Raw genomic sequence first — 24,930 nt, 5'->3', positions numbered from 1 at the left:
TCAGGCAAACACCTGCAGGCTCTGCGGTGGCAGCGCCACCCAGATGTCCTGCGAGCCCAGCCGCGGCATGGCCTCGGGGGCCAGTTCGGCCAGCAATGCATGGCCGGGCAGGTCTTTGAGTTCGAAGCTCATGCGGCAGCGGTTGCCGAGGAACGTGATCTCGCGGACCTTGGCCGCAAACAGGTTTTCTTCGTGCACCACCGGGTTGACGGTGATCGCCTCCGGCCGGCAGAACAGCCGGCCGCTGCTGGCTCGCGCCGAGCCGGGGGTCAGGCGCATGCGCATGCCACCGACCTGGGCCTGGTTGTCACTGCTGCGCTGAAACGGCAGCCAGTTACCCTGGCCCACGAACTCGGCCACAAAGGGCGTGGCAGGCTGGTCGTAGATTTCCTGCGGCGTGGCGTACTGCTCGACCTGGCCGTTGTTCATCACCGCGATGCGGTCGGCCATCAGCATGGCCTCGTCCTGGTTGTGGGTGACCATCAAAGTGGTGATACCCAACTGGCGTTGCAGTTGGCGCAGCTCGGTGCACAGGTGCTCGCGAACCCGCGCATCCAGCGCCGACATCGGCTCATCCAGCAGCAACAACGAAGGTGCCGGCGCCAGGGCACGCGCCAGGGCCACACGCTGCTGCTGGCCGCCAGAAAGCTGGCCGGGGTACTTTTTTTCGCTACCGGACAGGCCAACCAGCTGGAGCATTTCAACCACCCGCTGGCGCGCTTGCTCACGGCCACTGCTCATCAGGCCGTAGGCGATGTTGGCTTCGACGGTGAGGTTGGGAAACAGCGCGTAGGACTGGAACAGGATGCCGTAGTCGCGGGCTTGGGGTGGCAGCTCGGAGATGTCGCGCTCACCGATGTACAGCTCGCCGCGGTCCTGGCGTTCGAGGCCGGCGATGCAGCGCAACAACGTGGTCTTGCCGCAACCGGATGGGCCGAGCAGGCACACCAGCTCGCCCGCAGCGATGTCCAGGGAGACATCGTTAAGCGCCGTGAAGGCGCCGAAGCGCTTGTGGATATTGCGCACTTTCATTTGTGCGCCCGAGGTGGCGTTGTTCATGGCAGGGCCTCATCGAAGAGATGGGGCCATGCTAGGAAGCCTGTGCGACGGTTCTGTGGCGTTCAGGCAAAAGCTGGCGATAGTGGTATAGGCAGATTTTGTATCTGCACCACTGACCTAGAACTGTGAACCGGCCACTTCTTGTGCAACCCCCAGAAACGCTGCAGGCAAACGCGCCTGGCGCCGCTCCTTCAGGCAGTACAGGTATTCATGCATCAGCGGCGCCCCCTCCAGCACCAACACCCGTAATTCGGGGTTGTGCGGCACTTCATGTCGGGCGATCACACTGATGCCGATGTTGCGCAGCACCGCCTCACGGATCGACTCGCGGCTGCCGATTTCCAGCAATGTTGCGGCCTTGACGCCCGCCTCCTGCAGCATCTGCTCGGTCAGCTTGCGCGTGGTCGAGCCCTGCTCGCGCATCAACAGGCAATGCCCGGCCACCACGTCGATGGACACCGCCTGGCGATGGGCCAACGGATGGTTACGGTGTACCGCCACCACCAGCGGGTCGGTGCCCAGCACGCGGCGCACCAGGCGTGCATCCTCCAGCAGTTGCGACGAGGCAGCGATATCGACCCGGTAGTCTTCGAGCATTTCCAGCACTTGCTGCGAGTTGCCGATCTCCACCGTCACATCCACCTGGGGCAGGCGCTCACGGAAGATCTTCACCAGGTCGAGAATGTAGTAAGGCGCGGTGGCCGCGATGCGCAGGCTGCCCTGGGCCTGGCCACTGTTGCGCAGTTCGAACTCGATGTCGGCCTCTTGCTGCAGCAGCGCCTTGACCATCGGCAGCAGGCGCACGCCCTCCTCGCTCAGCACCAGGCGCCGCCCGCCACGGTAGAACAGCTCCACCGCGTACTGGGCTTCGAGGTTGCGGATCTGCGTGGTCACCGTGGGCTGGCTGAGCCCGAGCTTCTTCGCCGCCAGGGTGATGCTGCCCAGGCGGGCCACCATGTAGAAGGCTTTGAGCTCGGAACTCTGCATGCACGTCCTCTATTTGCGCAAAAGGCGCAAGCCGTTGAACACCACCAGCAGGCTCACGCCCATGTCGGCAAACACTGCCATCCACAAGGTGGCCATGCCGGCAAAGGTGATCGCCAGGAAAATCGCCTTGATGCCCAGGGCCAGAATGATGTTCTGCCTGAGAATCGCCGCACTTTGGCGCGACAGCCTGACGAAGGCCGGGATTTTGCGCAAGTCGTCGTCCATCAACGCCACATCGGCCGTCTCGATGGCGGTGTCGGTACCAGCAGCGGCCATGGCAAAGCCGATTTCGGCACGGGCCAGGGCCGGCGCATCGTTGATACCGTCGCCGACCATGCCCACCCGATGGCCCTGGCTGTACAGCGCTTCGATGGTCTTGAGCTTGTCGTCCGGCAACAGGTTGCCTTCGGCGCGATCGATGCCGACCTGGGCGGCGATGGCCTCGGCGGTATGGGGATTATCACCGGTCAGCATGACCGTCTTGATACCCAGCTCATGCAGCTCGGCGATGGCCTGGCGACTGCTTTGCTTGACCGTGTCGGCCACGGCGAACAAGGCCAGCGGGCCGCTGCGGTCGAGCAGCAAGACCACGGTCTTGCCCTGACGCTCCAGTGCATCCAGCTGCGCCTCCAGCGCCGGCGAGCACAGGCCCAGCTCCTCCACCAGGCGGTGATTACCCAGGTGGTAGACCTCGCCCTCGATCACCCCGCGCACACCACGCCCGGCCAGGGCGGCGAAATCGCCCACCTCGCTCAAGGCCAGCCCTTGTGCCCTGCCGAACTGGGCAATGGCACGCGACACCGGGTGGTCCGAACGCTCACCCAGGCTGGCAGCCAAGGCTTGGGCACGGCCTTCGAACAGAGGCTCCAGCACCTTGGCGTCGGTCTGCACCGGCTTGCCGTGGGTGAGGGTGCCCGTCTTGTCGAGGGCCAGGTAATCCAGCTTGCGCCCGCCCTCCAGGTAAACCCCGCCTTTGATCAGGATGCCCTTGCGCGCCGCTGCGGCCAGGCCACTGACGATGGTAACCGGGGTAGAAATGACCAGTGCACACGGGCAGGCCACTACCAGCAGCACCAGCGCACGGTAGACCCAGTCGAACCAGGCGCCAGCCAGGAACAGCGGCGGGATCAGCGCCACGGCCAAGGCCAGGGCAAAGACCACCGGGGTGTAGATACGCGAGAACTGGTCGACGAAGCGTTGGGTGGGCGCACGGGCGCCTTGGGCCTCCTCGACGGCCTTGATGATGCGCGCCAGCGTCGATTGCCCAGCGGCGGCAGTTACGCGGTACTCCAGGGCACCGGCCTGGTTGATGGTGCCGGCGAACAGCTTGTCACCCATGGCCTTTTCCACAGGCAGGCTTTCACCGGTGATCGGCGCCTGATCGACGCTGGATTGGCCGCTGGTGACTTCACCGTCCAAGCCGATGCGCTCACCTGGCCGTACCCGCACCTGGGCACCGATGGCCACCTCACGCACCTCCACTTCACGCCACTGGCCATCGGCCTGCTGTACCGTCGCCATGTCGGGGGTGAGCTGCATCAGGCCGCTGATGGCATTGCGGGCCCGGTCCAGGGAGCGCGCCTCGATCAACTCGGCGACCGTGAACAGCACCATCACCATGGCCGCTTCCGGCCACTGGCCGATCAGCACCGCACCGGTCACGGCAATGCTCATCAAAGCGTTGATGTTGAGGTTGCGGTTTTTCAGGGCGATCCAGCCCTTCTTGTAGGTGCCCAGGCCGCAACCCAGGATCGCCGCCAAGGCCAGCGCGGCCACCAGCCACTCAGGCGCCAGCCCGGTGAAATGCACCACTTCCGCGGCAATGGCGGCAACAGCGGACAGCCCCAGCGGCCACCAGCGGGTCTTGCTTGGCGAGGCGCTGGCGGCCGTTGCCGCGTCCCCTTCAATGAGGGGTTCGGCCTTCATGCCCAGGCTGTCGATGGCCCGTTCGATCTCGACGGTGCCGCCCAGCGTGTGCCGCACGCCAAGTACGCGGTTGATCAGGTTGAATTCCAACTGCTCGATGCCCGCCAGCTTGCCCAGCTTGTCCTGGATCAGCGTTTGCTCGGTGGGGCAGTCCATGGCCTCGATACGGAAGCGGCTGAGCTGTGCGTCGCCGCTGGCTTTTTCGCTCAACTGCACCAACGCTGGGGCGGCGGCGCTACCGCAGCAGCTGTGGGCGTGGTGGTCATGCTTGTGGTGGGGGCTGGCAGGCTGGTTCATTGGGTCATCCTTAAAGTGAGCCTGTTGCCAAGTGAACACCCTGTAGCCACTATAGGGTCAAGCCATCCGCTGGAGATTTCGCGATGAAGATTGGAGAACTGGCAAAAGCCACCGATTGTGCCGTGGAAACCATCCGCTATTACGAGCGTGAGCAGCTGTTGCCAGAGCCGGCGCGCACCGACGGCAATTACCGGCTCTACACCCAAGCCCACGTCGAGCGGCTGACCTTTATCCGCAACTGCCGCACCCTGGACATGACCCTGGACGAGATCCGCAGCCTGCTACGCCTGCGCGACAGCCCTGAAGGGTCGTGCGGCAGCGTCAATGCGTTGATCGATGAGCATATCGCCCATGTGCAGGCGCGGATCGATGGGTTAGTGGCGTTGCAGGAGCAGTTGGTGGAACTGCGGCAGCGGTGCAATGCGCAAGGGAATGAGTGCGCGATCTTGCAGCAACTGGAGGTGAACGGGGCGGTATCAGTGCCGGAAGGTGAGCATTCGCATGTGGGGCGAAGCCACGGGCATTGAGCATGCTGGGGGCGCTTTGCGCCCCAGCAATTGCGAAGGTTAAACCGCCATCGGCGCCGTCATCGGCGCATGGTGCTCATACCCTTCCAGGCTGAAATCACTCGGCTCGATCTGCTCCAGCCACTGCGGCTCATACTTGCCGGTCTCGGCAAACGCTGGCACGCGGTCGCTGATCACCAGCTTCGGCGCTTGCAGCGGCTCGCGTTTGAGCTGTTCGTTGAGCATGTCCAGGTGGTTCTCATACACATGGGCATCGCCAATGAAATACGTGAACCAGCGCGGCGTGTAGCCGGTCAGGCGGCCGAACAGCGACAGCAAAGCCGCGCCCTCGGTGAGGTTGAACGGCGTGCCCAGGCCCAGGTCGTTGGAGCGAATGTACAGGGTCAGGGAAATTTCCCGAGTCTCGGCATTCGGGTGGAACTGGTACAGCAGGTGGCACGGCGGCAGGGCCATTTCATCCAGCTGGGCGCAGTTCCAGCCGTGGAACAGGATGCGCCGGCTGCCCGGGTCGTTGGCGATGGTGTCCAGGCACTGGCGCACCTGGTCGATGGCCTTGTACAGGATGACAAAGGCCTGGTCGTCTTCCTCGTCCTGGGCAATCTTGCGGAACCCCTGCTTTTCAGCCATTTCGATGGCCGCCGGGTTGCTCAGCGGTACACGCTTGTAGCCCGGCCACTGGCGCCACTGAACGCCGTAGATCTCACCCAGGTCGTCATGCCCCTGGCGGAACGGGTTGGCCAGCCACTGGGCGTTTTCGTTGGCGTTCTGGTCCCAGACCTTGCAGCCCAGGTCGCGGAATTCACCGGCGTTCTTCACGCCACGCAGAAAACCGACCATCTCGCCGATGGCCGACTTGAACGCCAGCTTGCGCGTGGTGATGGCCGGAAAGCCCTTCTGCAGGTCGAAGCGCAGCATGGCGCCCGGCAGGCTGATGGTGCGGATGCCGGTGCGGTTTTCCTGCAGGGTGCCGTTTTCGATGACGTCACGGACCAGGTCAAGATACTGTTTCATGGCTTACCTGTAGCAAGAACGGCAGAGGGATCGCCCCTGCCGTCGGGAATCAGATGGCGGGTGTCGCCGTGGGTTTGCGATTATAAGCCCACCAGATCAATCCGAGGCCGGCCAGAATCATCGGGATGCAGAGTATCTGACCCATGGTCAGCCAGCCCCAGGCGATGTAGCCCAGCTGGGCATCGGGTACCCGGACGAATTCGACGATGAAGCGGAAGATGCCGTAGAACAGCGCGAACATCCCGGAGACCGCCATGGTTGGCCGCGGCTTGCGCGAATACAGCCAGAGAATCAGGAACAGTGCCACGCCTTCCAGGGCGAACTGGTACAACTGCGACGGGTGGCGTGGCAGTTGCTCTGGGTCGCTGAACGGCGGGAACACCATTGCCCACGGCACGTCGGTGGCCTTGCCCCACAGCTCGGCATTGATGAAGTTGCCGATACGCCCGGCGCCCAGGCCGATCGGTACCATCGGCGCAACGAAGTCCATCAGCTCGAAGAAGGTCTTGTTGTTGCGCTTGCCGAACCACAACGCCGCCAGCATCACGCCGATGAAGCCGCCATGGAACGACATGCCGCCCTTCCACACCTCGAAAATCAGCGTCGGGTTGGCCAGGTAGGCGTGCAGGTCATAGAACAGCACGTAGCCCAGGCGACCGCCGACGATCACCCCCATCGACAACCAGAACACCAGGTCGGACAGCTTTTCACGGGACCAGGTGGGGTCGAAGCGGTTCAGCCGACGCGAGGCGAGCAGCCAGGCGCCGCCAATACCGACCAGGTACATCAGGCCGTACCAGTGGATTTTCAGTGGCCCGAGGGCCACGGCCACGGGGTCTATCTGCGGGTAAGGCAGCATGGATATTCCTCTAGTTTCAAATCAGCGAGCTAAATCAAAAAGCTGAGGCCGACGCAGAACAGCAACGCGGCGAACAGACGCTTGAGCAGGCGTGGCGACAGCTTGTGCGCCAGGCGCGCGCCGAAGCGGGCGAAAAACATACTGGTCACGGCAATGCCGAGCAGCGCTGGCAGGTACACGTAACCCAGGCTGTGCGCCGGCAGGTGTTGTTCGTGCCAGCCCAGCCACATGAAACTCAGGGCACTGGCCAGGGCAATCGGCAGGCCACAGGCCGAGGACGTTGCCACCGCCTGCTGCATGGGCAGGCTGCGCCAGGTCAGGAACGGCACGGTCAACGAGCCGCCACCGATACCGAAGATCGCCGAAGCCCAGCCAATCACCCCGCCTGCTGCGGTCAGCGCGGGCTTGCCAGGGATGCCGCGGCTGGCCTTGGGCTTGAGGTCCAGGGCCATTTGCGCGGCGATGATCAGGGCGAACACACCGATGATCTTCTGCAGCAGCGGGCCCTGGATCAAGGATGCGGTCTTGGCGCCGACGCCGGCGCCGAGCAGGATGCCCACGGTCATCCAGGTGAAGATCGGCCATTGCACCGCTCCACGGCGATGATGCTCGAGCACCGCATTGATCGAGGTGAAAATGATGGTTGCCAACGAAGTGCCGACTGCCAGGTGGGTCAATACCGAAGGGTCGAAGCCCTGCAAGGTGAAGCTGAACACCAGTACCGGCACGATGATGATGCCACCGCCCACGCCGAACAGCCCGGCCAGCACGCCAGCGCATGCGCCTAACAGCAGATAGAGTACGAACTCCATTCGTTGCCCCTGAGCAAATCAATCCGGCATGGTAACGGAAGCCGGGCTCGAGGCTCTAGTGAACTTCGTGACAGGATGGATCAGCACCGCCGCAGTGGGTACAGTGGCACAAAACACAGAGGCCCAACCGATGTGCCTGATCGTATTCGCCTGGCGGCCGGGGCATGCCCTGCCGCTGATCGTGGCGGCCAACCGCGACGAGTTCTATGCCCGCCCCACGCAGGCCCTGGCGGCCTGGGAGGATGCGCCTGGGGTGTATGCCGGGCGTGACCTGGAGGCCGGCGGCACGTGGCTCGGCGTGGGGCCGCAGGGGCGCTTCGCTGCGCTGACCAACATTCGCGACCCTGGGCAGGCGCTTGGCGTGCGTTCCCGTGGGGAGCTGGTGGCGGCGTTTCTGCAGGGAGAGCTTGGCGTTGAAGCGTATCTGGACCAGGTAGCCAGCCGCAGCAGCCAGTATTCGGGGTTCAACCTGCTGGTGGGCGATGGTACGCAGTTGGGGTATCTGCACGCTCGAGACGCGGCGCCGCGTTTGCTGGAGGCTGGGGTGTACGGGCTTTCCAATGCCGGGCTGGATACGCCGTGGCCCAAGCTGGTCAAGGCGCGCGACGGGCTGGAACGGTTGCTGGGCTCAGCTGACCCGCAGCGTTTGCTGGCGTTGCTGGCCGATGGCGAGACGGCGCCTGAGGCTGAGCTGCCGGAGACTGGCGTGGGGGTAGCGACCGAGAAGCTGCTGTCGAGTGTGTTTATTGCCAGCCAGAATTATGGAACGCGGGCCAGTACGGTGCTGATCGTGGATGATCAGGGTGAAAGACGGCTTATTGAACGCAGTTTCGGGCCATTTGGGGGGCATTTGGGGGAAGTTGAGGTAATGGTCTGATAGAAGTGTTTCGGCAGTACCGGCCCCTTCGCGGGGCAGGTATCAGAGGGTCTTGTTGGCCCCAGGCCCGATCATCCGCGCCAGCCCAAGGTTCTTCAACGCCAGCTGCAACGAGCTGTGGATAACCTGCGGGTTGTCATGGCTCATGGCATCGGTCAGCAGTTCCTTGGCCTTGCTCATGTTGATCTGGCGCAGCATCCACTTCACCTTGGGCAGGTTGGTGGCGTTCATCGATAGGCTGTCGAAGCCCATGGCCATCAACAGTACCGCCGCCGCCGGGTCACCGGCCATCTCACCGCAGATGCTCACCGGCTTGCCCTCGCCGTGGGCATCGCGCACCACGGTATTGAGCGCCTGCAGCACCGCCGGGTGCAGGTAGTCGTACAGGTCGGCGACCCGTGGGTTGTTACGGTCGACTGCCAGCAGGTATTGGGTCAGGTCGTTGGAACCGACCGACAGGAAGTCGACCTGCCGCGCCAGCTCCTTGGTCTGGTACACCGCCGCGGGGATTTCGACCATCACCCCAACCGGTGGCATCGGCACATCGGTGCCTTCGTCACGCACCTCGCCCCAGGCGCGGTGAATCAGGTGCAGGGCTTCTTCCAGCTCATGGATGCCGGAAATCATTGGCAGCAGGATACGCAGGTTGTTCAGGCCTTCGCTGGCCTTGAGCATCGCGCGGGTCTGGACCAGGAAGATTTCCGGGTGGTCGAGGGTGACGCGGATGCCGCGCCAACCCAGGAAGGGGTTTTCTTCCTTGATCGGGAAGTACGACAGCGCCTTGTCCCCGCCGATATCCAGGGTACGCATGGTCACCGGCAGCGGGTGAAAGGCCGCCAGTTGCTCACGGTAGATCGCCAGCTGCTCTTTCTCGCTGGGGAAGCGCTGGTTGATCATGAACGGCACTTCGGTGCGGTACAGGCCTACCCCTTCGGCGCCGCGCTGCTGGGCACGTGCGACGTCGGCCAGCAGGCCGGTGTTGACCCACAGCGGCATACGGTGGCCGTCGGGGGTGATGCAAGGCAGCTCACGCAGTGCATCCAGGCCCTGCGCCAGCTGGCGCTCCTCCTCGACCACTTCGCTGTACTGCTTGCGCAGCACGTCGCTGGGGTTGGTGAACACCTCACCCTTGTAACCGTCGACGATCAGCTCGATGCCGTCGACCTTCGAATACGGCAGGTCGACCAGGCCCATCACCGTGGGGATACCCATGGCACGGGCCAGGATAGCGACGTGGGAGTTGCCCGAGCCCAGTACCGAAACCAGGCCGACCAGCTTGCCTTCAGGCACTTCGCCGAGCATCGCCGGGGTCAGTTCTTCGCTGACCAGGATGGTGTTGTCGGCGTACACCAGCGACTGCGAGCGTGCCTCCTGCAGGTAGGCCAGCAGTCGGCGGCCAAGGTCCTTGACGTCCGAAGCCCGCTCACGCAGGTAGTCGTCGTCCATCAGTTCGAAGCGGTTGACGTGTTCGCCGACCACCTGGCGCAACGCGCCCTGGGCCCACTGGCCGGTCTTGATGACCTCGGTCACTTCGCCGCCCAGGGCGGCGTCCTCGAGCATCATCAGGTACACGTCGAACAAGGCGCGCTCTTCGGGGCGCAGCTGGGTGGCCAGCTTTGCCGACAGCTTGCGCATGTCGGCGCGCACGCCTTCAAGGGCGTTCTGGAACAGCTTGAGTTCAGCGTCGATGTCTTCGACGGTCTTGTCCGGCACCACTTCGAGGTCGGCCGGCGGCAGCATCACCACCGCACGCCCCACGGCAGCGCCTGGCGAGCCCGGCACACCGACGAAGCGAGCTTCCTGGATGCCCTTGCCCTGGCGGCCCAGGCCACGAATCGAGCCAGTCGCCTCGGCATGGGCGATAACCCCGGCGAGCTGGGCGCTCATGGTAACCAGGAAGGCTTCTTCGCCCTCATCGAACTGGCGGCGCTCCTTCTGCTGGATGACCAATACCCCAACCACACGACGGTGGTGAATGATCGGCGCACCCAGGAAGGAGGCGAATTTTTCTTCACCGGTTTCGGCAAAGTAGCGATAACGCGGGTGATCGGCGGCATTTTCCAGGTTCAGCGGCTCTTCCCGGGTACCGACCAGGCCGACCAGGCCCTCGTTGGGGGCCATGCTGACCTTGCCGATCGAACGCTTGTTCAGGCCCTCGGAGGCCATCAGCACAAAGCGGTTGGTTTCCGGGTCGAGCAGATAGACCGAGCAGACCTGGCTGCCCATGGCCTCCTTGACGCGCAAGACAATGATCCCCAACGCCGTCTTGAGATCTTTGGCGGAGTTCACTTCCTGGACGATCTTGCGCAGCGTATTGAGCATGGCTCGGGGTCGAACTCCGTCGTCAGTCGCGCGTCAGCAGACGCGGTGCTAGCTCTTTCAGGGCGCGACGGTAGACCTCGCGCTTGAATGTCACAACCTGGCCCAGCGGGTACCAATAGCTGACCCAGCGCCAGCCGTCGAACTCCGGCTTGCCCGTCAGGTCCATCCGTACCCTTTGTTCATTGCTGACCAGACGCAGCAGAAACCACTTCTGTTTCTGGCCGATGCACAGCGGCTGGCTGTGCGTACGCACCAGACGCTGGGGTAAACGATAACGCAACCAGCCGCGGGTGCAGGCAAGAATTTCCACATCATCGCGTTCAAGGCCAACTTCTTCGTTCAGCTCGCGGTACAGGGCATCTTCCGGCGTCTCGTCAGGGTTGATACCACCCTGGGGGAATTGCCAGGCATCCTGGTTGATCCGTCGAGCCCATAGCACCTGCCCGGCATCATTCGTGAGAATGATCCCGACATTGGGGCGAAAACCATCCGGGTCGATCACGGCAGCAACCTCGCAAACGCATGTCACCGCATTGTTCCACAAAGCCTGCGAGCGCAGCAACGCGCCCGCCAAGCTTATGTGCAGCGAGGTGAAAACTCCGTATTCTGCGGGCCTACCCTGTGGCTGATGCGAGTGAACGCGATGCGCCTGGCTTTATTCGACCTGGACAATACCCTCCTCGGTGGCGACAGCGACCATGCCTGGGGTGACTATCTGTGCGAGCGCGGCATTCTCGACCCGGTTGCCTACAAACAACGCAACGATGCCTTCTACCAGGACTACCTGCACGGCACCCTGGACCTGCAGGCCTACCTGGCCTTTTCCATGGAGATTCTCGCGGCAACGCCTACGGCCCAGCTCGACGCGTGGCACCGCGATTTCATGCGCGACTGCATCGAGCCGATCATCCTGCCCAAGGCCCTGGCATTGCTGCAGCAGCACCGCGAAGCGGGCGACAAACTGGTAATCATCACTGCCACCAACCGTTTCGTGACCGCGCCGATTGCCCGCCGCCTGGGCGTGCGCACCCTGCTGGCGACCGAATGCGAAACCCGTGATGGCCGCTTTACCGGGCGCAGTACCGATATACCGTGTTTCCGTGAAGGGAAGGTGACGAGGTTGCAGCGCTGGATGCTGGAAAACGACTATGACCTGGCAGACAGCTATTTCTATAGCGATTCGATGAATGACTTGCCGTTGCTGCAGCAGGTGACTCACCCGGTGGCGGTGGACCCGGACCCTAACCTGCAGGCGGAGGCGCAGCAGCGCGGGTGGCCGGTAATTTCGCTGAGGGATTGATGTTGTCTGTGCCGGCCGCTTCGCGGATACCTGCGAAGCGGCCGGCAGGTTCAGACCGGCTTGGCGCCCATCAGTCCGGCAATCGACAGGAAGCACACCCCGCTGAACACCGCCAAGGCCAAGGTAAACCGCAACCCCACCACCTCAGCCTTGCGCAGCCGATTCAAGCGCACCAGCAGCCACCACACCGCCAATGCCCCGAAGGTATAGATGACGCTGGAAGCCAGCACCCAGGTCTGCCCCAGCGGCCAGCCCACCAGGTGCACCAGCCACCAGCCCGTGAACGGCATGCTCACCAGGCACAGGCCCATGACCAGCCAGACAAACACCAGCGGCCGCCGCAGCAATTTGCCGTAAGCCTCGCCATCGCCCAGCCTGCGGGCGCGAACCGTCCAGATCGCCAGGCCCAGCGCGCCCAGAAGCAGCAGCGCGGTGGCGAGGATGTGCAAGGTTTTGAGTGTGGTCAGGTGTTCCATGTTTCGATTGTCCTTGTGCAGGCCGTCAGCCCCAGCTTAGCCGCTCAGCCCAGAAACAGCCGGTAAGCCGGGTTCTCGGTCTCGTCCCAATACGGGTAGCCGATTTTCGCCAAGGCCGCCGGCACCAGGTGGCGCTCGTCCTCTGGCACCTGCAGCCCCGCCACCACACGCCCGTCGGCCGCGCCGTGGTTACGGTAGTGGAACATCGAGATATTCCAGCGCCCGCCCAGTTTGTTGAGGAAGTTGAACAACGCACCCGGACGCTCCGGGAACTCGAAGCGCAGCACGATCTCATCACTGGCACCGGCCGAATGGCCACCGACCATGTGCCGGATGTGCAGCTTGGCCAGTTCGTTGTCGGTCAGGTCGGTGACCGGGAAGCCCTGCTCGATCAACTGCTGCACCAGCACCGCGCGCGGGTCGTTGTCCGGGTGGGTCTGCACGCCGACGAAGATATGCGCCTCGTCGGAGGTGTGCTTGCGGTAGTTGAATTCGGTGATCTGGCGTTTGCCGATCGCTTCGCAGAAGGCCTTGAAGCTGCCAGGGCGCTCGGGGATGGTGACGGCGATGATCGCCTCGCGCTTCTCGCCCAGTTCGGCCCGCTCGGCCACATGGCGCAGGCGATCGAAGTTCACGTTGGCGCCCGAATCGATGGCGACCAGGGTCTGGCCGGTCACGCCGTACAGCTCGACATACTTCTTGATGCCGGCAACACCCAGCGCCCCGGCAGGCTCGGTGATCGAGCGGGTATCGTCGTAGATATCCTTGATTGCTGCGCAGATCTCGTCAGTACTGACGGTAACCACCTCATCCACGTGCAGGCGGCAAATATCGAACGTGTGCTGGCCGATCTGCGCCACCGCCACACCGTCGGCGAACAGCCCGACCTGCGGCAGCACCACGCGCTCGCCCGCAGCCATGGCGGCCTGCAAGCAGTTGGAGTCGTCCGGCTCGACGCCGATCACCTTGATTTCCGGGCGCAGGTACTTCACGTAGGCAGCGATACCGGCGATCAGGCCGCCGCCACCGACCGGCACGAAGATCGCGTCCAGCCGGCCTGGGTGCTGACGCAGGATTTCCATGGCCACGGTGCCCTGGCCGGCGATGGTGTGCGGGTCATCATAAGGGTGGATATAGACGAAGCCCTTTTCGTCGACCAGCTTCAGCGAGTAGGCCAGCGCCTCGGGGAACGAGTCGCCATGCAGCACCACCTTGCCGCCACGCGAACGCACGCCTTCGATCTTGATCTCCGGGGTGGTCTTGGGCATCACGATCGTGGCCTTGATACCCAGCTCGCGGGCCGCCAGGGCCAGGCCCTGGGCATGGTTGCCGGCCGAAGCGGTGACCACACCGCGGGCCAGCTCTTCCGGGCTCAATTGCGCCAGCTTGTTGTACGCCCCACGGATCTTGAACGAGAACACCGGCTGCAGGTCTTCACGCTTGAGCAAAATCTGGTTGCCCAGGCGCTTGCTCAGCTGCCCGGCGCTTTGCAGCGGGGTTTCGACAGCGACGTCGTAGACGCGCGAGGTGAGGATCTTCTTGACGTACTGTTCGAGCATCGGGAAAGCATCACTGGCCGCAGGACAAGGGCTGCGAGTCTACCCCAGCGCTACGTCGGGCGACCACAGCAAAGCCGCGCAAGCCGTTATACTAAGCCCCTTTGAAACCTCCCCCGCCCCTCTCGGAGCCCGCATGACCCAGGACCAACTCAAACAGGCCGTCGCCCAGGCCGCTGTCGACTTCATTCTGCCCAAGCTGGATGAAAAGAGCGTTGTCGGCGTCGGTACCGGTTCGACCGCCAACTTCTTCATCGACGCCCTGGCTCAGCACAAGACCGCCTTCGATGGCGCGGTCGCCAGCTCCGAGGCCACTGCCCAGCGTCTGAAGGGCCATGGCATCCCGGTCTACGAGCTGAACAGCGTCAGCGAGCTGGAGTTCTATGTCGACGGTGCCGACGAGAGCGACGCGCACCTGAACCTGATCAAAGGCGGTGGCGCGGCCCTGACCCGCGAGAAGATCGTCGCGGCCGTGGCCAAGACCTTCATCTGCATCGCCGATGCCAGCAAGCTGGTGCCGGTGCTGGGCGCCTTCCCGCTGCCGGTCGAAGTGATCCCGATGGCCCGCAGCCACGTGGCGCGCCAGCTGGTCAAACTGGGCGGTGACCCGGTGTACCGTGAAGGCGTGCTGACCGACAACGGCAACGTGATCCTGGATGTGTACAACCTGCAGATCACCAACCCGGTCGAGCTGGAAGCGCAGATCAATGCGATCGTCGGCGTGGTCACCAACGGCCTGTTCGCGGCACGTCCGGCAGACCTGCTGCTGCTGGGCACCGCTGAAGGCGTGCAGAGCCTGAAGGCCGAGTAACCCCTCCTTCGCGGGGCAAGTCGGATCGCCGAACCGCCGCGCCCATAGATCCCCGCCTTTTCAATCCAGCGGGGGCGTCTGTGGGGCGGGCTTTGCCCCGCGAAGCGGCCCTCAAGGCCAATCAATCTGCCGGCTGCTTGAACACATAGAACAGGTTCGGCTCACTGACCAGGTAAATGGTCCCCGCCTCGTCCATGGCGATCCCTTCCGCCTGCGGCACCGTCTGCTTCAACCCCTGGTAACCCTTGCGCAACGACAGGGTGCTCAGCGGCCTGCCCTTCACGTCGAGCTCCAGCACCAGCCGCGATTCATCCGACAACGCCAGCAGGTGGCCGCTGCGTTCATCGAACTGCAAACTGGACAGATCCCGCACGAACAAACGCGAATCACGCTTGCGATCCTGCACCACATTCACGGCATAAGGCTGCTCGGGGTTTTCATGCGGGAAGCCATGCACTTCGTAGATCAGCATCGGGTCACGCTCCTTGGCCACGAACAAGCGCTTACCGGCCGAGTCGTAAGCCAACCCCTCGAAGCCCTTGTTGCCGTTCAGGCCAATGCCCAGGGTCAACTGCTCGGCATCACCGGCATCGAGGAACAGCGTGTCGTCATCAAGGCGCACGCGAATCAGCCGCTGCTGGCGTTCATCGGTGATCACATAACTGTTGGGCCCCACGTACTCCACCGCTTCCGGGTCGCCGAAGCCGGTCAGCGGCACCCGCCGCAGGATGCGGCCGTCCAGCGACAGCTCGATCAGCTCCGAGCGTGCATTGGTGACGGTGAACAGGGTCTTGCGGTCGGGGTCGTAGGTCAGGGCCGAAATGTCGTCATCCAGGCCCTCGACAGGCTGTGCCTCGACCACTACCCGATAGCGGTCCAGGCCAATGCCTTGTTCGGCAGGCTGCCACCAGGTCTTGAGGTTGAACCAGCCCCGCTCGAACAGGCGAAACTCTTGCCCGGCCCAACCGAGCAAGAGCAGGCCAATGAAGGCCGGGATCAGTGACAGGCGAAGAAAACGACGCATTTGAGGCAGACTCGACGAAGGGGTGACGAATCTAACCACGAACAACTGAACTAAAGCTTAATGCCATCATCCGAAAAATCAGATGATCGTGTCAGTTTTTCTTGAAACGATAGAAAAGCGCCGGCTCGCTGACCATGTACAGGTTGCCCTTGTCGTCCATGGCCACGCCTTCGGCACGCGGAATGGTGTCTTCAAGGCCGTTGAAACCACCCAGCAAGGTCATGAAGCTCACTTGCTGGCCCTGCTCATCCAGCTCCAGCAACATGTTGGAGTCTGCCGACAGCACCAGCAGGTGCCCGGTACGCGGGTCCACGCCAAGGGCCGAAAGGTTGCGCAGGTCGAGTTCATCACTGGGCAGCGGCTGTTTGTCGCCCTTGAGCGGGCTCCGGCCATCGGTGCTCCAGGTGTAGAGCTTGGGCGGGCGCTCTTCGCCGATCACCAGGCGTTGGCGCAAAGGGTCCCAGGCCACAGCTTCGAAGCCCTTGTTGCTCTTCACCGACTTGCCCAGGTCGTAGCTTGGGAAATCGCCGTGGTTGAGCGCTGTGGTGTGCGCATCCACCTTGACCACGGTCAGGTCGTGCAGCCGCTCGTCGACGATCGCCAGGTGCCCACCCTCCATCACCGCCACCCCTTCCGGGTTGTTCCAGCCGTGCAGCGGGATCTGGCGCAGCACATTGCCGTCCAGGCTCAGCTCGACCAGGAACGGGTTCTTGCCCATGACGGCGAACAGGGTGCGGGTTTGCGGGTTGAAGGCGATGTCCGAGGCTTCGTCATCGTCCATGCCCGGCAGAGGTTTGGCGTCGATATCGACCTGGTAGGCCGGCAACCACACGCTCTCGCTCTGCTCGGCCGTGCTTTCAAAGCTTTCCTGGATCCACAGCACCGCGCGGTCATCCCAGTGCATGGCCACGGCGACGCCATAGCCGATGACCGCAGCAACTGCCAGGCCAAAGGGCCAGCGCAGGTAGAAGCGTCGCTTGGGCTTTGCAGAAACGGGGGCGCCGGAAGGCAATGCCATGCAGAGTTATCCTGGGTGAATGGGCGAAGGTTTGCGCATTATCCAGATGCCGTGTGAAAAAACGGTAAAAACCCGTCAGGTTACATCCGCGTGTGTGTAGGCGCGGCCTTGCCGGGGCGCCGGACCGGTCGGAAAGGGGTGCGAAGCAGCCCCGGGATATTGGCGGCGACGCTGAAATCGAGGGGCCGCTTTGCGGCCCGTTCGCGACGCAAGGCCGCTCCTACACAAGCGGTGCCAGGTTAGAGCACCCGGCTTTCGAAGCGGCTGACACCCGGCAGTTCCAGCACCAGCTCATCACCGACATTGAACGGGCCTACGCCAGCGGGTGTACCGGTCAGAATCACGTCGCCGGCCTGCAGCGAGAAATGCGCAGCAATGTGCTGGATGATCGGCACGATCGGGTTGAGCATCATCGCGCTGGTGCCGTCCTGCACCACTTCGCCATTGAGGGTCAGGCGCACCGGGATGTCGGTCACGTCCTCGAAACTGGACGCCGAAACGAACGGCGGCAGCACGCAGGCGCCGTCGAAGCTCTTGCTCAGCTCCCACGGCAGGCCCTTTTCCTTGAGCTTGGCCTGCACGTCGCGCAGGGTCAGGTCGAGCGCCGGGGCGAAACCGGAGATGGCGTCGAGCACCTCCTCTTCGGTCGGCCGGGTGGACAACGGCTTGCCAATCAGCACGGCGATCTCGGCCTCGTAGTGCACGGCACCACGGTCGGTCGGGATCTTGAAACCACCTTCCAGCGGCACCACGCAGCTACCCGGCTTGATGAACAGCAACGGCTCGCTGGGGATGGGGTTGTCCAGTTCCTTGGCATGCTCGGCATAGTTGCGGCCGATGCACACCACCTTGCCCATCGGGAAGTGAATGCGCGTGCCGTCTACGTACTGGTGCTGGTAACTCATGGCCGACTCCTCTGGATACTGCTTTTTATACGGGTGCGAAGATCTTACCCGGATTCATGATGCCGTTAGGGTCGAAGACGGCCTTTATTGCTTTCATGCAGGCGATTTCTTCGGGCGAGCGGCTGTAGCCCAGGTAGTCGCGCTTGGTCATGCCCACACCATGCTCGGCGGAGATCGAGCCGTTGTAGCGCTGGACGATTTCGAACACCCACTTGTTGACCTTGGCGCACGAGGCAAAGAAGTCATCCTTGCTCATGGCGTCGGGTTTGAGGATGTTCAGGTGCAGGTTGCCGTCGCCGATATGGCCGTACCAAACCACTTCGTAGTCCGGGTAATGCTCTGCGACGATGGCGTCGATATCACGCAGGAACGCGGGCACTTTCGACACGGTGACGGAAATGTCGTTCTTGTACGGTGTCCAGTGCGAGATGGTTTCGGACAAGTACTCGCGCAGCTTCCACAGGTTTTTGAGCTGGGTTTCGCTCTGGCTCATCACCCCGTCCAGCACCCAGCCTTGCTCGACGCAGTGCTCGAAGGTAGCCAAGGCTTCGTTGGCGACCTCCTCGGTACTGGCCTCGAACTCCAGCAGCGCATAGAACGGGCAATCGGTCTCGAACGGCGCCGGCACGTCGCCACGGCCCATGATCTTGGCCAGGCCCTTGTCGGAGAAGAACTCGAAGGCGGTCAGGTCGAGCTTGCCCTGGAAGGCATGCAGCACCGGCATGATCGAGTCGAAGTCTGGCGTGCCCAGCACCATCGCGGTGAGGTTGCGCGGGGCGCGGTCCAGGCGCATGGTCGCCTCGACCACGAAGCCCAGCGTGCCCTCGGCGCCAATGAACAGCTGGCGCAGGTCGTAGCCGGTGGCGTTCTTGATCAGGTCTTTGTTCAGTTCCAGCAGCTCGCCCTTGCCGGTGACCACTTTCAGCCCGGCCACCCAGTTGCGGGTCATGCCGTAACGAATGACCTTGATCCCGCCGGCATTGGTACCAATGTTGCCGCCAATCTGGCTGGAGCCGCTGGAGGCGAAGTCCACCGGGTAATACAGGCCCTGTTCTTCGGCATAGGCCTGCAGCTGCCGAGTGATCACCCCTGGCTGGCAGACCACGGTGCGGTCGAAGGCATTGAAATCGAGAATCTGGTTCATGTAGTCGAAGGCGACCACGACTTCACCATTGGCGGCCACCGCGCCACCGGAAAGCCCGGTGCGCCCGCCAGATGGCACCAAGGCCACCTTGTGCGCATTGGCCCAGCGCACAATCGCCTGCACTTGCTCGACAGTCTTGGGCAACACAATGGCAGTCGGCGCGGGCGGGTAATGCTTGGTCCAGTCCTTGCCATAGGCTTCGAGGGAAGCCGCGTCGGTCAGGACCTTGCCAGGGTCGACAAGGGTCATCAGTTCATCAATAACAGCGGGGTGGTTCATCGCTGGAACTCTCGACTTATTCATAGTCACCCTGAGCACTCTTCACCTGTCGGGATAAGCTCAGATTGTGTCGCGTATGCTAGCATAGCCCTCCCGCTGTTCATGCTAAGGCCGATGCCGCGCCTAGCATCACCCCTCGCCATTTTTTCTCCGGGATACAGGTTTACGCAGATGAGCAAGACTTCTCTCGACAAGAGCAAGATCCGGTTCCTTCTTCTTGAAGGTGTGCACCAGAACGCGGTCGATACCCTCAAGGCTGCCGGCTACACCAACATCGAATACCTCACTGGTTCGTTGCCGGAAGCCGAGCTGAAGGAAAAGATCGCCGATGCCCACTTCATCGGCATCCGTTCGCGCACGCAACTGACCGAAGAGATCTTCGACTGTGCGAAGAAGCTGGTCGCGGTTGGCTGCTTCTGCATCGGTACCAACCAGGTCGACCTGGAAGCGGCCCGCGAGCGCGGTATCGCCGTGTTCAACGCACCGTACTCCAACACCCGTTCGGTGGCCGAGCTGGTGCTGGCCGAAGCCATCCTGCTGCTGCGCGGCATCCCTGAGAAGAACGCTTCCTGCCACCGTGGCGGCTGGATCAAGAGCGCGGCCAATTCCTTCGAGATCCGCGGCAAGAAGCTGGGCATCGTCGGCTACGGCTCGATCGGCACCCAACTGTCGGTCCTGGCCGAGAACCTGGGCATGCAGGTCTACTTCTTCGACCCGCTGACCAAGCTGCCGCTGGGCAACGCTGTACAGGTCGCCAGCCTGCACGAGCTGCTGGGCCTGGCCGATATCGTGTCGCTGCACGTGCCTGAGCTGCCATCCACCCAGTGGATGATCGGCGAGAAGGAAATCCGCGCGATGAAGAAGGGTTCGATCCTGATCAACGCCGCCCGCGGTACCGTGGTCGAGCTGGATCACCTGGCCGCCGCGATCAAGGACAAGCACCTGATCGGCGCCGCCATCGACGTATTCCCGGTCGAGCCGCGCTCCAACGACGAAGAGTTCGAAAGCCCGCTGCGCGGCCTGGACAACGTGATCCTGACCCCGCACATCGGTGGTTCCACCGCAGAGGCCCAGGCCAACATCGGCCTGGAAGTTGCCGAGAAGCTGGTCAAGTACAGCGACAACGGTACTTCGGTGTCTTCGGTCAACTTCCCGGAAGTTGCCCTGCCGGCGCACCCAGGCAAACACCGCCTGCTGCACATCCACGAAAACATCCCAGGCGTGCTCAGCGAGATCAACAAGGTCTTCGCCGAGAACGGCATCAACATCTCCGGTCAGTTCCTGCAGACCAACGAGAAAGTGGGTTACGTGGTAATCGACGTCGACGCCGAATACTCGGACCTGGCGCAGGAGAAGCTGCAGCACGTCAAGGGCACCATCCGCTCCCGCGTACTGTTCTAAGTTTCACTGCATCATGAAAAAGGGAGGCCCTGGTGGCCTCCCTTTTTCGTTTGGATCCTGGGCCTGCTGCGCAGGCCTGTTTCACTCTTCCACAGTGACCGTGACCTTCTTCGATTCAACGCTCGGCTTGAACGGCACGTGATACTGGTCACCCAGCACCAGCTGCAAGGTGTGCTTGCCCGGCGTCAGGGTAATGGTCGCCTCGGTCTGTGCCTTGCCGAAGTGCAGCACTTGCGGGCCGGCCGGCAGCGGCGCGTTGTTCTCCGGCATCAGGCTGGTTGGCAGCGGCATGTCGGCCACCGGCTGCTTGTCGACATCCACCAGCAAATGGTGATGCCCGGTATGCGGGGTCTGGTCACCCGCAGGTTTTAGCCCCATGCCCTCGATGCCGAACTTGACGGTGAAGGTCTTGTCGACCGTAGCGCCATCGGCGGGGGAAACGATGAAGACCTTGGCATCCTTGGGCGGCTCCTGGCTCTTCAGGGCATCCGCAGCACTGGCGAACACCGAGGCCCCCATCAGCAGACCGGCTACGGCAGCACGCGAAAATAGGCTGTTCATTCACTTCTCCTGTGATTCACTTATTGACCGCCACCTGCAAACGATCGGCGGCGGTAGTTCACCATAGCCCACAAAGAGAAATATTTCAGTTAGGGTTAAACCTCGCCAAGGCTTCAAGGTCATAGGCTGCGCTCGACCACGACGAGGAAGAAAGTCGTGGCGAAAGTTATTCATTTGCCAAAGGATAAAGGGGCATTACATGCGTTCGACCATAGGTGTACTGCTGGCAGTACTGATCACGCCATTGGCTCAAGCCGAGCTGATCGACGAAATCGCCGACCGGGGCGAACTGCGCATTGCCGTGCAGGCCGACAACTCGCCGTATGCGTTCAAAGAAAACGACCACCTGACGGGCTTTGAAATCGACTTCGGCCAAGCGTTGGCCAACCAACTGGACCTGCGTGCCGAGTTCATCGAAACGCCTGCGGCCGAAGTGCTGCCAGGTGTCGAAAGTGGCAAGTACGACATCACCCTGACCCCGTTGGACAACGCGCCCAAAGCCGATACACCGTTCGACCTGAGCCAGCCTTTTGGCGAGAAAAAGCTGGTCATCCCGTTCCAGAAGGACAACCCGGCATTCGAGAGCGCGGTGAACAACGCCTTGCAGCGCCTCAAGGACAGCGGGCGCACGGCGGAGCTTGAGCAGAAGTGGTTCAAGGGTGTGCAGGAGACGGCCGCAGGCCAGTGACCGCGCCTACACGTTCGCCAGTGCCTGCTGCGCTTCATCCAGCTCCAGCTCACTGAACACCAGCACCCCCTCGCGCCGCAGCAAGGCCGTGGTCACCCCTTCCCCCGGCACCTTCACCCCACTGAAGGTGCCATCGTAGGTCAGGCGATTACCACACGAGGGGCTGCCGGACTTGAGCACCGCGACCCGAATCCCGTGCCGGCGCACCAGCGCCAATGCCAGTTGAGCACCCGCCAGGAAGGCGTCGCTGACGTCCTCACCGGATACCGTCAACACCTGTGCCTGGCCGTCGAGCACCTCGCCGCCCTGTCCGCCGGGGATCTCCGCAAGCGGGCGCGGGGTCGGCAGGCCGCCGGCCACTTCCGGGCACAACGGCACCACCCGCCCTTCGCCCTGCCAGAGCTGCAACAGGCCCGGGTGGCCACTGGCGCGGCCGTCATAGCGCACCGGCTGCCCCAGCAGGCAAGCGCTGACCAGTACCTTCGGCAGCTCAGAACGGGTCATTGCCACGCCTGCGGAACCAGCCGGTCAACGACAGTCGCTCACGCCCGGCCGGCAACACCTCATGGGGCACATCGCCCGCCAGAAACACCACCAGGCAGCCGGCCACAGGCTGCACATCGTGCTCGACACCATTGGCCAGGAACATGCGTAACTGGCCGCCATCCTGCGGCTGCCAACCCTCGTTCAGGTAGAACACCGCCGAGACCATGCGCCGGTCATCGTCACGGAAGCGATCCAGGTGACGGCGGTAGAACGCCCCTGGTGGGTACAGGGCGAAATGGCATTCGAAGTCTTCCAGGCCGAGAAACAGCCCCTGGTTGATGGCCAGGCGCAGCTGGTCCATGGCTGCCAGGTACTGGTCGCAGGCGGCGGCCTGGCCGGGGTCGATCCACTGGATCTGGTCGCCGCGGATCGCCTCGCGTACCTCCTGTGAAGCCCCGCGCCCGACCCCAGCCGGGTTGAGTTCGCCTTCGGCATCACGGCGTCGGCACTCGGCCGCCAGCGCGCGCACCAGGTCGGCAGGCAGAAAGAGCGCCTGCTGGGACCAGCCATGGGTGGCCAGATCGTCGACGACGGCCGCAAGCATCGGGTGTTCAGGGGAGGTGTGCATGGCGCGCATCATATCCATTAGCCCTGCACTCGCACAGCGCCACTTGGCTGAGAAGCGCGCAGGTATCTCGACAAACCGACGCTGGGACAAGGACAATGGCAGCCTGCCGACAGGAGTCCTGAATGCGCCGTCTGTTTTCCCTGATTCTGCTGATGATCTGCGCCATGCCTGTCTGGGCAGACAACCTGGATCAACTGTACAAGGCCGCCGGCTGGCCCGACCAGCGCGCCCACTTCAACGATGCCCTGAGCGCCGCCCAGGAACGCTATCGCAACAGCCTGCCGCCTGCGGTCTACCAAGCGCTGGTCAACAACAGCAATCAGCGCTTCCAGGCCCAGGCCGTGGACCGTCGTGCCCAGGCGCAACTGCGTGCCACCCTGAACAACCCCGCACCCGCGCTGGCCTTCTTCCAGTCGCCGCTGGGCCGCAAGGTGGTGGCCGCCGAACTGCAGGCCACGCGCAAGGACCAATTGGCCAAGCATGCCAAAGGCCTGCCGAAGATCCAGGCCAGCGACGACCGTTTGCTGCTCATCGGCCACCTGGCCCAGGCGCTGCCAGCCCGCGAGGCGGGTGCCGAAGTCAGCCTGGCGATTGCCGGCGTCGCCGCCGACAGCCTCAGCTCGATGATCCCCGGCCTGTTCGGCGGCGGCCAGGCCCAGGGCCTGCTCGACGGCCAGCGCCAACGGCTGATGAACCAGATCGGCGAAGACCTCAACAATACCTTGCTGTACGTCTACCGCGACTTGTCCGACGCCGAGCTTGAAGCGTTCGCCACCTTCGCCGAATCGACCGAAGGCAAGGCGTATTACCAGGCGGCACTGGCGGCGGTGCGAGCGGGGCTGGCGGTGGGCCAGAGCGCTGCCGACCTCAAGTGATCAGCCCAGGCGCTGGTCGATGAAGGCGAAGTAACGCTGGCGAATGCCGGGCAGTTCATTGGCCAGGTGGTGCCGCGCGTCGGGCAGCATCAGGATCTGCGGCTCGGTGAACTTGGCCTTGAGCACTTCGAGGTTGTAGGGCCAGTCTACCGTGCCATCCGCCTCACCCTGTACGATCAAGGGCCGCCGCGTGCTGCGTGGCGCCGCTTCTATGCGCTTGACCCAGGCGATCAGTGCACCGACCCATGCGGTCGGGAGGCGGCGCGGTTGCAGCGGGTCGGCCTCCAGGAACGTCAGGAATGCCGGGTCATTGGTGTTCTCACTGAACCGCCGTTCGATGCCGTTGACGAAATGGCGCAGCACGCAGTAGCTGAACTTCGACCACCGCCAGGCACTGGGCCGCACCAGCGGCGCAAGCAGAATCACCTGTCCGTCGGCCGGGCTTTGCTCGCCCCGGTGCAACAGGTGGTCGACCACGATGGCGCCACCCGTACTCTGCCCGCACAGGTGCCAAGGGCGCGGCAGGTCCAGCCTGCGTGCTTGCTCGAACAGGGTATCGAGCACCTGCTGATACAGCGAGAAGTCACTGATACTGGCCCGCTCACCACTGGATAGGCCATGCCCGGGCAAGTCGCAGCTGATCACCGCGTAGCCCTGGCCCAGCGCCCACTCGATCACATGCCGATAGAGACCCATGTGGTCGTAATAGCCATGCAGCAGGAATACGGTGGCCACCGGCTGCGGTGGTAGCCAGACTTGCCCGACCACATCGAACCCGGCCGCCTGGAAGCCACCCAGCCAGCGCTGTACAGGCAGATCCAGGCCGTAGAAATGCTGGTAATCCCGACCCTGCGCCGACAACGGCTGGCGATCGGTCAAGGGCGCCAGGCTGGCGCGCAGCAGGTCGGGGAGTAAGGCAGCGGGCATTGGGTACATCCAGAGCGAAGCGAGTATTGATCTGTGATATTCAGCTCTGAGCCTCAACGTGGCAAGCTTGGTCACTTACCAATGCCTGGCATCGGTCCTTGTAGGAGCGGCCTTGCGTCGCGAATGGGGTGCGGAGCAGCCCCGGCAATGTCGGCGGCGAAGCTGAAATCCTGG

Annotated in this window: 25 protein-coding genes; 7 read left to right on the top strand and 18 right to left on the bottom strand. The window is 63.2% G+C overall.

Going from position 1 to position 24,930, the window contains the following annotated elements:
- From HU770_RS18120 to HU770_RS18110, 3 genes are all read right to left on the bottom strand, one after another.
- On the bottom strand, nt 1–1,059 hold the full coding sequence (locus tag HU770_RS18120) for a putative 2-aminoethylphosphonate ABC transporter ATP-binding protein (protein ID WP_095063915.1): 1,059 nt from the start codon (nt 1,057–1,059) through the stop codon (nt 1–3).
- 117 nt (nt 1,060–1,176) lie between these two features.
- Nucleotides 1,177–2,046 (bottom strand): LysR family transcriptional regulator, encoded by an 870-nt coding sequence (locus tag HU770_RS18115; protein WP_033702061.1) that lies wholly within the window; start codon nt 2,044–2,046, stop codon nt 1,177–1,179.
- Between the two features lie 9 nt (nt 2,047–2,055).
- A complete protein-coding gene (locus tag HU770_RS18110; protein ID WP_186657816.1) occupies nt 2,056–4,269 on the bottom strand; it encodes a heavy metal translocating P-type ATPase in 2,214 nt (737 codons plus the stop codon).
- Between the two features lie 83 nt (nt 4,270–4,352).
- On the opposite strand from HU770_RS18110, the gene cadR reads away from it, so the two are divergent.
- Complete coding sequence (cadR, locus tag HU770_RS18105) at nt 4,353–4,796, top strand: cadmium resistance transcriptional regulator CadR (RefSeq protein WP_186657814.1); 444 nt, start codon at nt 4,353–4,355, stop codon at nt 4,794–4,796.
- A 39-nt stretch (nt 4,797–4,835) separates the two neighbouring features.
- On the opposite strand, the gene HU770_RS18100 is transcribed toward cadR, so the two are convergent.
- The 3 genes from HU770_RS18100 to HU770_RS18090 are packed head-to-tail and all read right to left on the bottom strand — an operon-like array spanning nt 4,836 to nt 7,478.
- A complete protein-coding gene (locus HU770_RS18100) occupies nt 4,836–5,807 on the bottom strand; it encodes a thymidylate synthase (protein ID WP_186664688.1) in 972 nt (323 codons plus the stop codon).
- A gap of 49 nt (nt 5,808–5,856) precedes the next feature.
- Nucleotides 5,857–6,666, bottom strand: coding sequence for a prolipoprotein diacylglyceryl transferase (gene lgt / locus HU770_RS18095; protein ID WP_033702066.1), 810 nt, complete (start codon nt 6,664–6,666; stop codon nt 5,857–5,859).
- Nucleotides 6,667–6,695: 29 nt separating this feature from the next.
- On the bottom strand, nt 6,696–7,478 hold the full coding sequence (locus tag HU770_RS18090) for a sulfite exporter TauE/SafE family protein (protein WP_186664686.1): 783 nt from the start codon (nt 7,476–7,478) through the stop codon (nt 6,696–6,698).
- A 130-nt stretch (nt 7,479–7,608) separates the two neighbouring features.
- Between HU770_RS18090 and HU770_RS18085 the strand changes: the two genes are divergently transcribed.
- Nucleotides 7,609–8,355 (top strand): NRDE family protein, encoded by a 747-nt coding sequence (locus HU770_RS18085; RefSeq protein WP_033702070.1) that lies wholly within the window; start codon nt 7,609–7,611, stop codon nt 8,353–8,355.
- A gap of 42 nt (nt 8,356–8,397) precedes the next feature.
- Here HU770_RS18085 and ptsP read toward each other — a convergent pair whose 3' ends face one another.
- Nucleotides 8,398–10,677 carry a phosphoenolpyruvate--protein phosphotransferase gene (ptsP, locus tag HU770_RS18080; protein WP_033702071.1) on the bottom strand — a complete coding sequence of 760 codons (2,280 nt, stop codon included), beginning with the start codon at nt 10,675–10,677 and terminating at the stop codon, nt 8,398–8,400.
- A 22-nt stretch (nt 10,678–10,699) separates the two neighbouring features.
- Nucleotides 10,700–11,179 (bottom strand): RNA pyrophosphohydrolase, encoded by a 480-nt coding sequence (locus HU770_RS18075; RefSeq protein ID WP_003249017.1) that lies wholly within the window; start codon nt 11,177–11,179, stop codon nt 10,700–10,702.
- Between the two features lie 141 nt (nt 11,180–11,320).
- Here HU770_RS18075 and HU770_RS18070 point away from each other — a divergent pair, with 141 nt between their 5' ends.
- Complete coding sequence (locus HU770_RS18070; RefSeq protein WP_033702072.1) at nt 11,321–11,977, top strand: HAD family hydrolase; 657 nt, start codon at nt 11,321–11,323, stop codon at nt 11,975–11,977.
- A 50-nt stretch (nt 11,978–12,027) separates the two neighbouring features.
- Here HU770_RS18070 and HU770_RS18065 read toward each other — a convergent pair whose 3' ends face one another.
- Nucleotides 12,028–12,453 carry a DUF2269 family protein gene (locus HU770_RS18065; RefSeq protein ID WP_033702073.1) on the bottom strand — a complete coding sequence of 142 codons (426 nt, stop codon included), beginning with the start codon at nt 12,451–12,453 and terminating at the stop codon, nt 12,028–12,030.
- A 44-nt stretch (nt 12,454–12,497) separates the two neighbouring features.
- Entirely contained in the window at nt 12,498–14,012 is a 1,515-nt protein-coding gene (ilvA, locus tag HU770_RS18060) for a threonine ammonia-lyase, biosynthetic (protein WP_033702075.1), read from the bottom strand.
- 133 nt (nt 14,013–14,145) lie between these two features.
- Between ilvA and rpiA the strand changes: the two genes are divergently transcribed.
- Nucleotides 14,146–14,820 carry a ribose-5-phosphate isomerase RpiA gene (gene rpiA, locus HU770_RS18055; RefSeq protein ID WP_033702077.1) on the top strand — a complete coding sequence of 225 codons (675 nt, stop codon included), beginning with the start codon at nt 14,146–14,148 and terminating at the stop codon, nt 14,818–14,820.
- A 121-nt stretch (nt 14,821–14,941) separates the two neighbouring features.
- Here rpiA and HU770_RS18050 read toward each other — a convergent pair whose 3' ends face one another.
- From HU770_RS18050 to HU770_RS18035, 4 genes are all read right to left on the bottom strand, one after another.
- On the bottom strand, nt 14,942–15,844 hold the full coding sequence (locus HU770_RS18050) for an SdiA-regulated domain-containing protein (protein ID WP_033702078.1): 903 nt from the start codon (nt 15,842–15,844) through the stop codon (nt 14,942–14,944).
- Nucleotides 15,845–15,935: 91 nt separating this feature from the next.
- Nucleotides 15,936–16,862 (bottom strand): SdiA-regulated domain-containing protein, encoded by a 927-nt coding sequence (locus HU770_RS18045; RefSeq protein WP_186657769.1) that lies wholly within the window; start codon nt 16,860–16,862, stop codon nt 15,936–15,938.
- Nucleotides 16,863–17,101: 239 nt separating this feature from the next.
- Nucleotides 17,102–17,767 carry a fumarylacetoacetate hydrolase family protein gene (locus tag HU770_RS18040; protein WP_186657765.1) on the bottom strand — a complete coding sequence of 222 codons (666 nt, stop codon included), beginning with the start codon at nt 17,765–17,767 and terminating at the stop codon, nt 17,102–17,104.
- A gap of 25 nt (nt 17,768–17,792) precedes the next feature.
- Nucleotides 17,793–19,190, bottom strand: coding sequence for an FAD-binding oxidoreductase (locus HU770_RS18035; RefSeq protein ID WP_033702081.1), 1,398 nt, complete (start codon nt 19,188–19,190; stop codon nt 17,793–17,795).
- A 171-nt stretch (nt 19,191–19,361) separates the two neighbouring features.
- Between HU770_RS18035 and serA the strand changes: the two genes are divergently transcribed.
- The gene (gene serA, locus HU770_RS18030; protein WP_027592284.1) at nt 19,362–20,591 is read left to right on the top strand and encodes a phosphoglycerate dehydrogenase; all 1,230 of its coding nucleotides are present in this window, start codon (nt 19,362–19,364) and stop codon (nt 20,589–20,591) included.
- Between the two features lie 81 nt (nt 20,592–20,672).
- Here serA and HU770_RS18025 read toward each other — a convergent pair whose 3' ends face one another.
- Complete coding sequence (locus HU770_RS18025) at nt 20,673–21,152, bottom strand: DUF4399 domain-containing protein (RefSeq protein WP_186657759.1); 480 nt, start codon at nt 21,150–21,152, stop codon at nt 20,673–20,675.
- Between the two features lie 199 nt (nt 21,153–21,351).
- Here HU770_RS18025 and HU770_RS18020 point away from each other — a divergent pair, with 199 nt between their 5' ends.
- Nucleotides 21,352–21,840 (top strand): transporter substrate-binding domain-containing protein, encoded by a 489-nt coding sequence (locus HU770_RS18020; RefSeq protein ID WP_186657757.1) that lies wholly within the window; start codon nt 21,352–21,354, stop codon nt 21,838–21,840.
- A gap of 6 nt (nt 21,841–21,846) precedes the next feature.
- Here the strand turns inward: HU770_RS18020 and HU770_RS18015 are convergent, their stop codons facing one another.
- Together HU770_RS18015 and HU770_RS18010 are read right to left on the bottom strand one after the other, a co-directional pair.
- A complete protein-coding gene (locus tag HU770_RS18015) occupies nt 21,847–22,344 on the bottom strand; it encodes a DUF523 domain-containing protein (RefSeq protein WP_186664684.1) in 498 nt (165 codons plus the stop codon).
- Nucleotides 22,331–22,963: a 2OG-Fe(II) oxygenase gene (locus HU770_RS18010; RefSeq protein ID WP_033702087.1), complete on the bottom strand. Its 633-nt coding sequence runs from the start codon at nt 22,961–22,963 to the stop codon at nt 22,331–22,333. Before HU770_RS18010 ends, HU770_RS18015 begins: the two co-directional genes overlap by 14 nt.
- A gap of 113 nt (nt 22,964–23,076) precedes the next feature.
- On the opposite strand from HU770_RS18010, the gene HU770_RS18005 reads away from it, so the two are divergent.
- Nucleotides 23,077–23,829, top strand: a complete 753-nt coding sequence (locus HU770_RS18005) for a DUF2059 domain-containing protein (RefSeq protein WP_186664682.1) — start codon at nt 23,077–23,079, stop codon at nt 23,827–23,829.
- On the opposite strand, the gene HU770_RS18000 is transcribed toward HU770_RS18005, so the two are convergent.
- Entirely contained in the window at nt 23,830–24,756 is a 927-nt protein-coding gene (locus HU770_RS18000) for an alpha/beta hydrolase (protein WP_033702090.1), read from the bottom strand.
- Nucleotides 24,757–24,930: the final 174 nt, after the last annotated feature.

Source organism: Pseudomonas sp. SWRI68 (assembly GCF_014269165.1).
GTDB classification, from domain to species: Bacteria; Pseudomonadota; Gammaproteobacteria; order Pseudomonadales; family Pseudomonadaceae; genus Aquipseudomonas; species Aquipseudomonas capeferrum.
The sequence above is the reverse complement of the archived record's forward strand: the minus strand, read 5'-3'. Positions and strand labels throughout refer to the sequence as shown.

Coding starts and splice junctions, on each gene's coding strand:
- HU770_RS18085 (WP_033702070.1), top strand. CDS start 7,609: ATGTGCCTGATCGTATTCGCCTGGCGGCCGGGGCATGCCCTGCCGCTG.
- HU770_RS18010 (WP_033702087.1), bottom strand. CDS start 22,963: ATGCGCGCCATGCACACCTCCCCTGAACACCCGATGCTTGCGGCCGTC.
- serA (WP_027592284.1), top strand. CDS start 19,362: ATGAGCAAGACTTCTCTCGACAAGAGCAAGATCCGGTTCCTTCTTCTT.
- HU770_RS18070 (WP_033702072.1), top strand. CDS start 11,321: ATGCGCCTGGCTTTATTCGACCTGGACAATACCCTCCTCGGTGGCGAC.
- HU770_RS18065 (WP_033702073.1), bottom strand. CDS start 12,453: ATGGAACACCTGACCACACTCAAAACCTTGCACATCCTCGCCACCGCG.
- HU770_RS18000 (WP_033702090.1), bottom strand. CDS start 24,756: ATGCCCGCTGCCTTACTCCCCGACCTGCTGCGCGCCAGCCTGGCGCCC.
- lgt (WP_033702066.1), bottom strand. CDS start 6,666: ATGCTGCCTTACCCGCAGATAGACCCCGTGGCCGTGGCCCTCGGGCCA.
- HU770_RS18100 (WP_186664688.1), bottom strand. CDS start 5,807: ATGAAACAGTATCTTGACCTGGTCCGTGACGTCATCGAAAACGGCACC.
- HU770_RS18025 (WP_186657759.1), bottom strand. CDS start 21,152: ATGAACAGCCTATTTTCGCGTGCTGCCGTAGCCGGTCTGCTGATGGGG.
- HU770_RS18020 (WP_186657757.1), top strand. CDS start 21,352: ATGCGTTCGACCATAGGTGTACTGCTGGCAGTACTGATCACGCCATTG.
- HU770_RS18035 (WP_033702081.1), bottom strand. CDS start 19,190: ATGAACCACCCCGCTGTTATTGATGAACTGATGACCCTTGTCGACCCT.
- HU770_RS18050 (WP_033702078.1), bottom strand. CDS start 15,844: ATGCGTCGTTTTCTTCGCCTGTCACTGATCCCGGCCTTCATTGGCCTG.
- ilvA (WP_033702075.1), bottom strand. CDS start 14,012: ATGCTCGAACAGTACGTCAAGAAGATCCTCACCTCGCGCGTCTACGAC.
- HU770_RS18015 (WP_186664684.1), bottom strand. CDS start 22,344: ATGACCCGTTCTGAGCTGCCGAAGGTACTGGTCAGCGCTTGCCTGCTG.
- HU770_RS18005 (WP_186664682.1), top strand. CDS start 23,077: ATGCGCCGTCTGTTTTCCCTGATTCTGCTGATGATCTGCGCCATGCCT.
- HU770_RS18090 (WP_186664686.1), bottom strand. CDS start 7,478: ATGGAGTTCGTACTCTATCTGCTGTTAGGCGCATGCGCTGGCGTGCTG.
- HU770_RS18115 (WP_033702061.1), bottom strand. CDS start 2,046: ATGCAGAGTTCCGAGCTCAAAGCCTTCTACATGGTGGCCCGCCTGGGC.
- rpiA (WP_033702077.1), top strand. CDS start 14,146: ATGACCCAGGACCAACTCAAACAGGCCGTCGCCCAGGCCGCTGTCGAC.
- HU770_RS18040 (WP_186657765.1), bottom strand. CDS start 17,767: ATGAGTTACCAGCACCAGTACGTAGACGGCACGCGCATTCACTTCCCG.
- ptsP (WP_033702071.1), bottom strand. CDS start 10,677: ATGCTCAATACGCTGCGCAAGATCGTCCAGGAAGTGAACTCCGCCAAA.
- cadR (WP_186657814.1), top strand. CDS start 4,353: ATGAAGATTGGAGAACTGGCAAAAGCCACCGATTGTGCCGTGGAAACC.
- HU770_RS18110 (WP_186657816.1), bottom strand. CDS start 4,269: ATGAACCAGCCTGCCAGCCCCCACCACAAGCATGACCACCACGCCCAC.
- HU770_RS18120 (WP_095063915.1), bottom strand. CDS start 1,059: ATGAACAACGCCACCTCGGGCGCACAAATGAAAGTGCGCAATATCCAC.
- HU770_RS18045 (WP_186657769.1), bottom strand. CDS start 16,862: ATGGCATTGCCTTCCGGCGCCCCCGTTTCTGCAAAGCCCAAGCGACGC.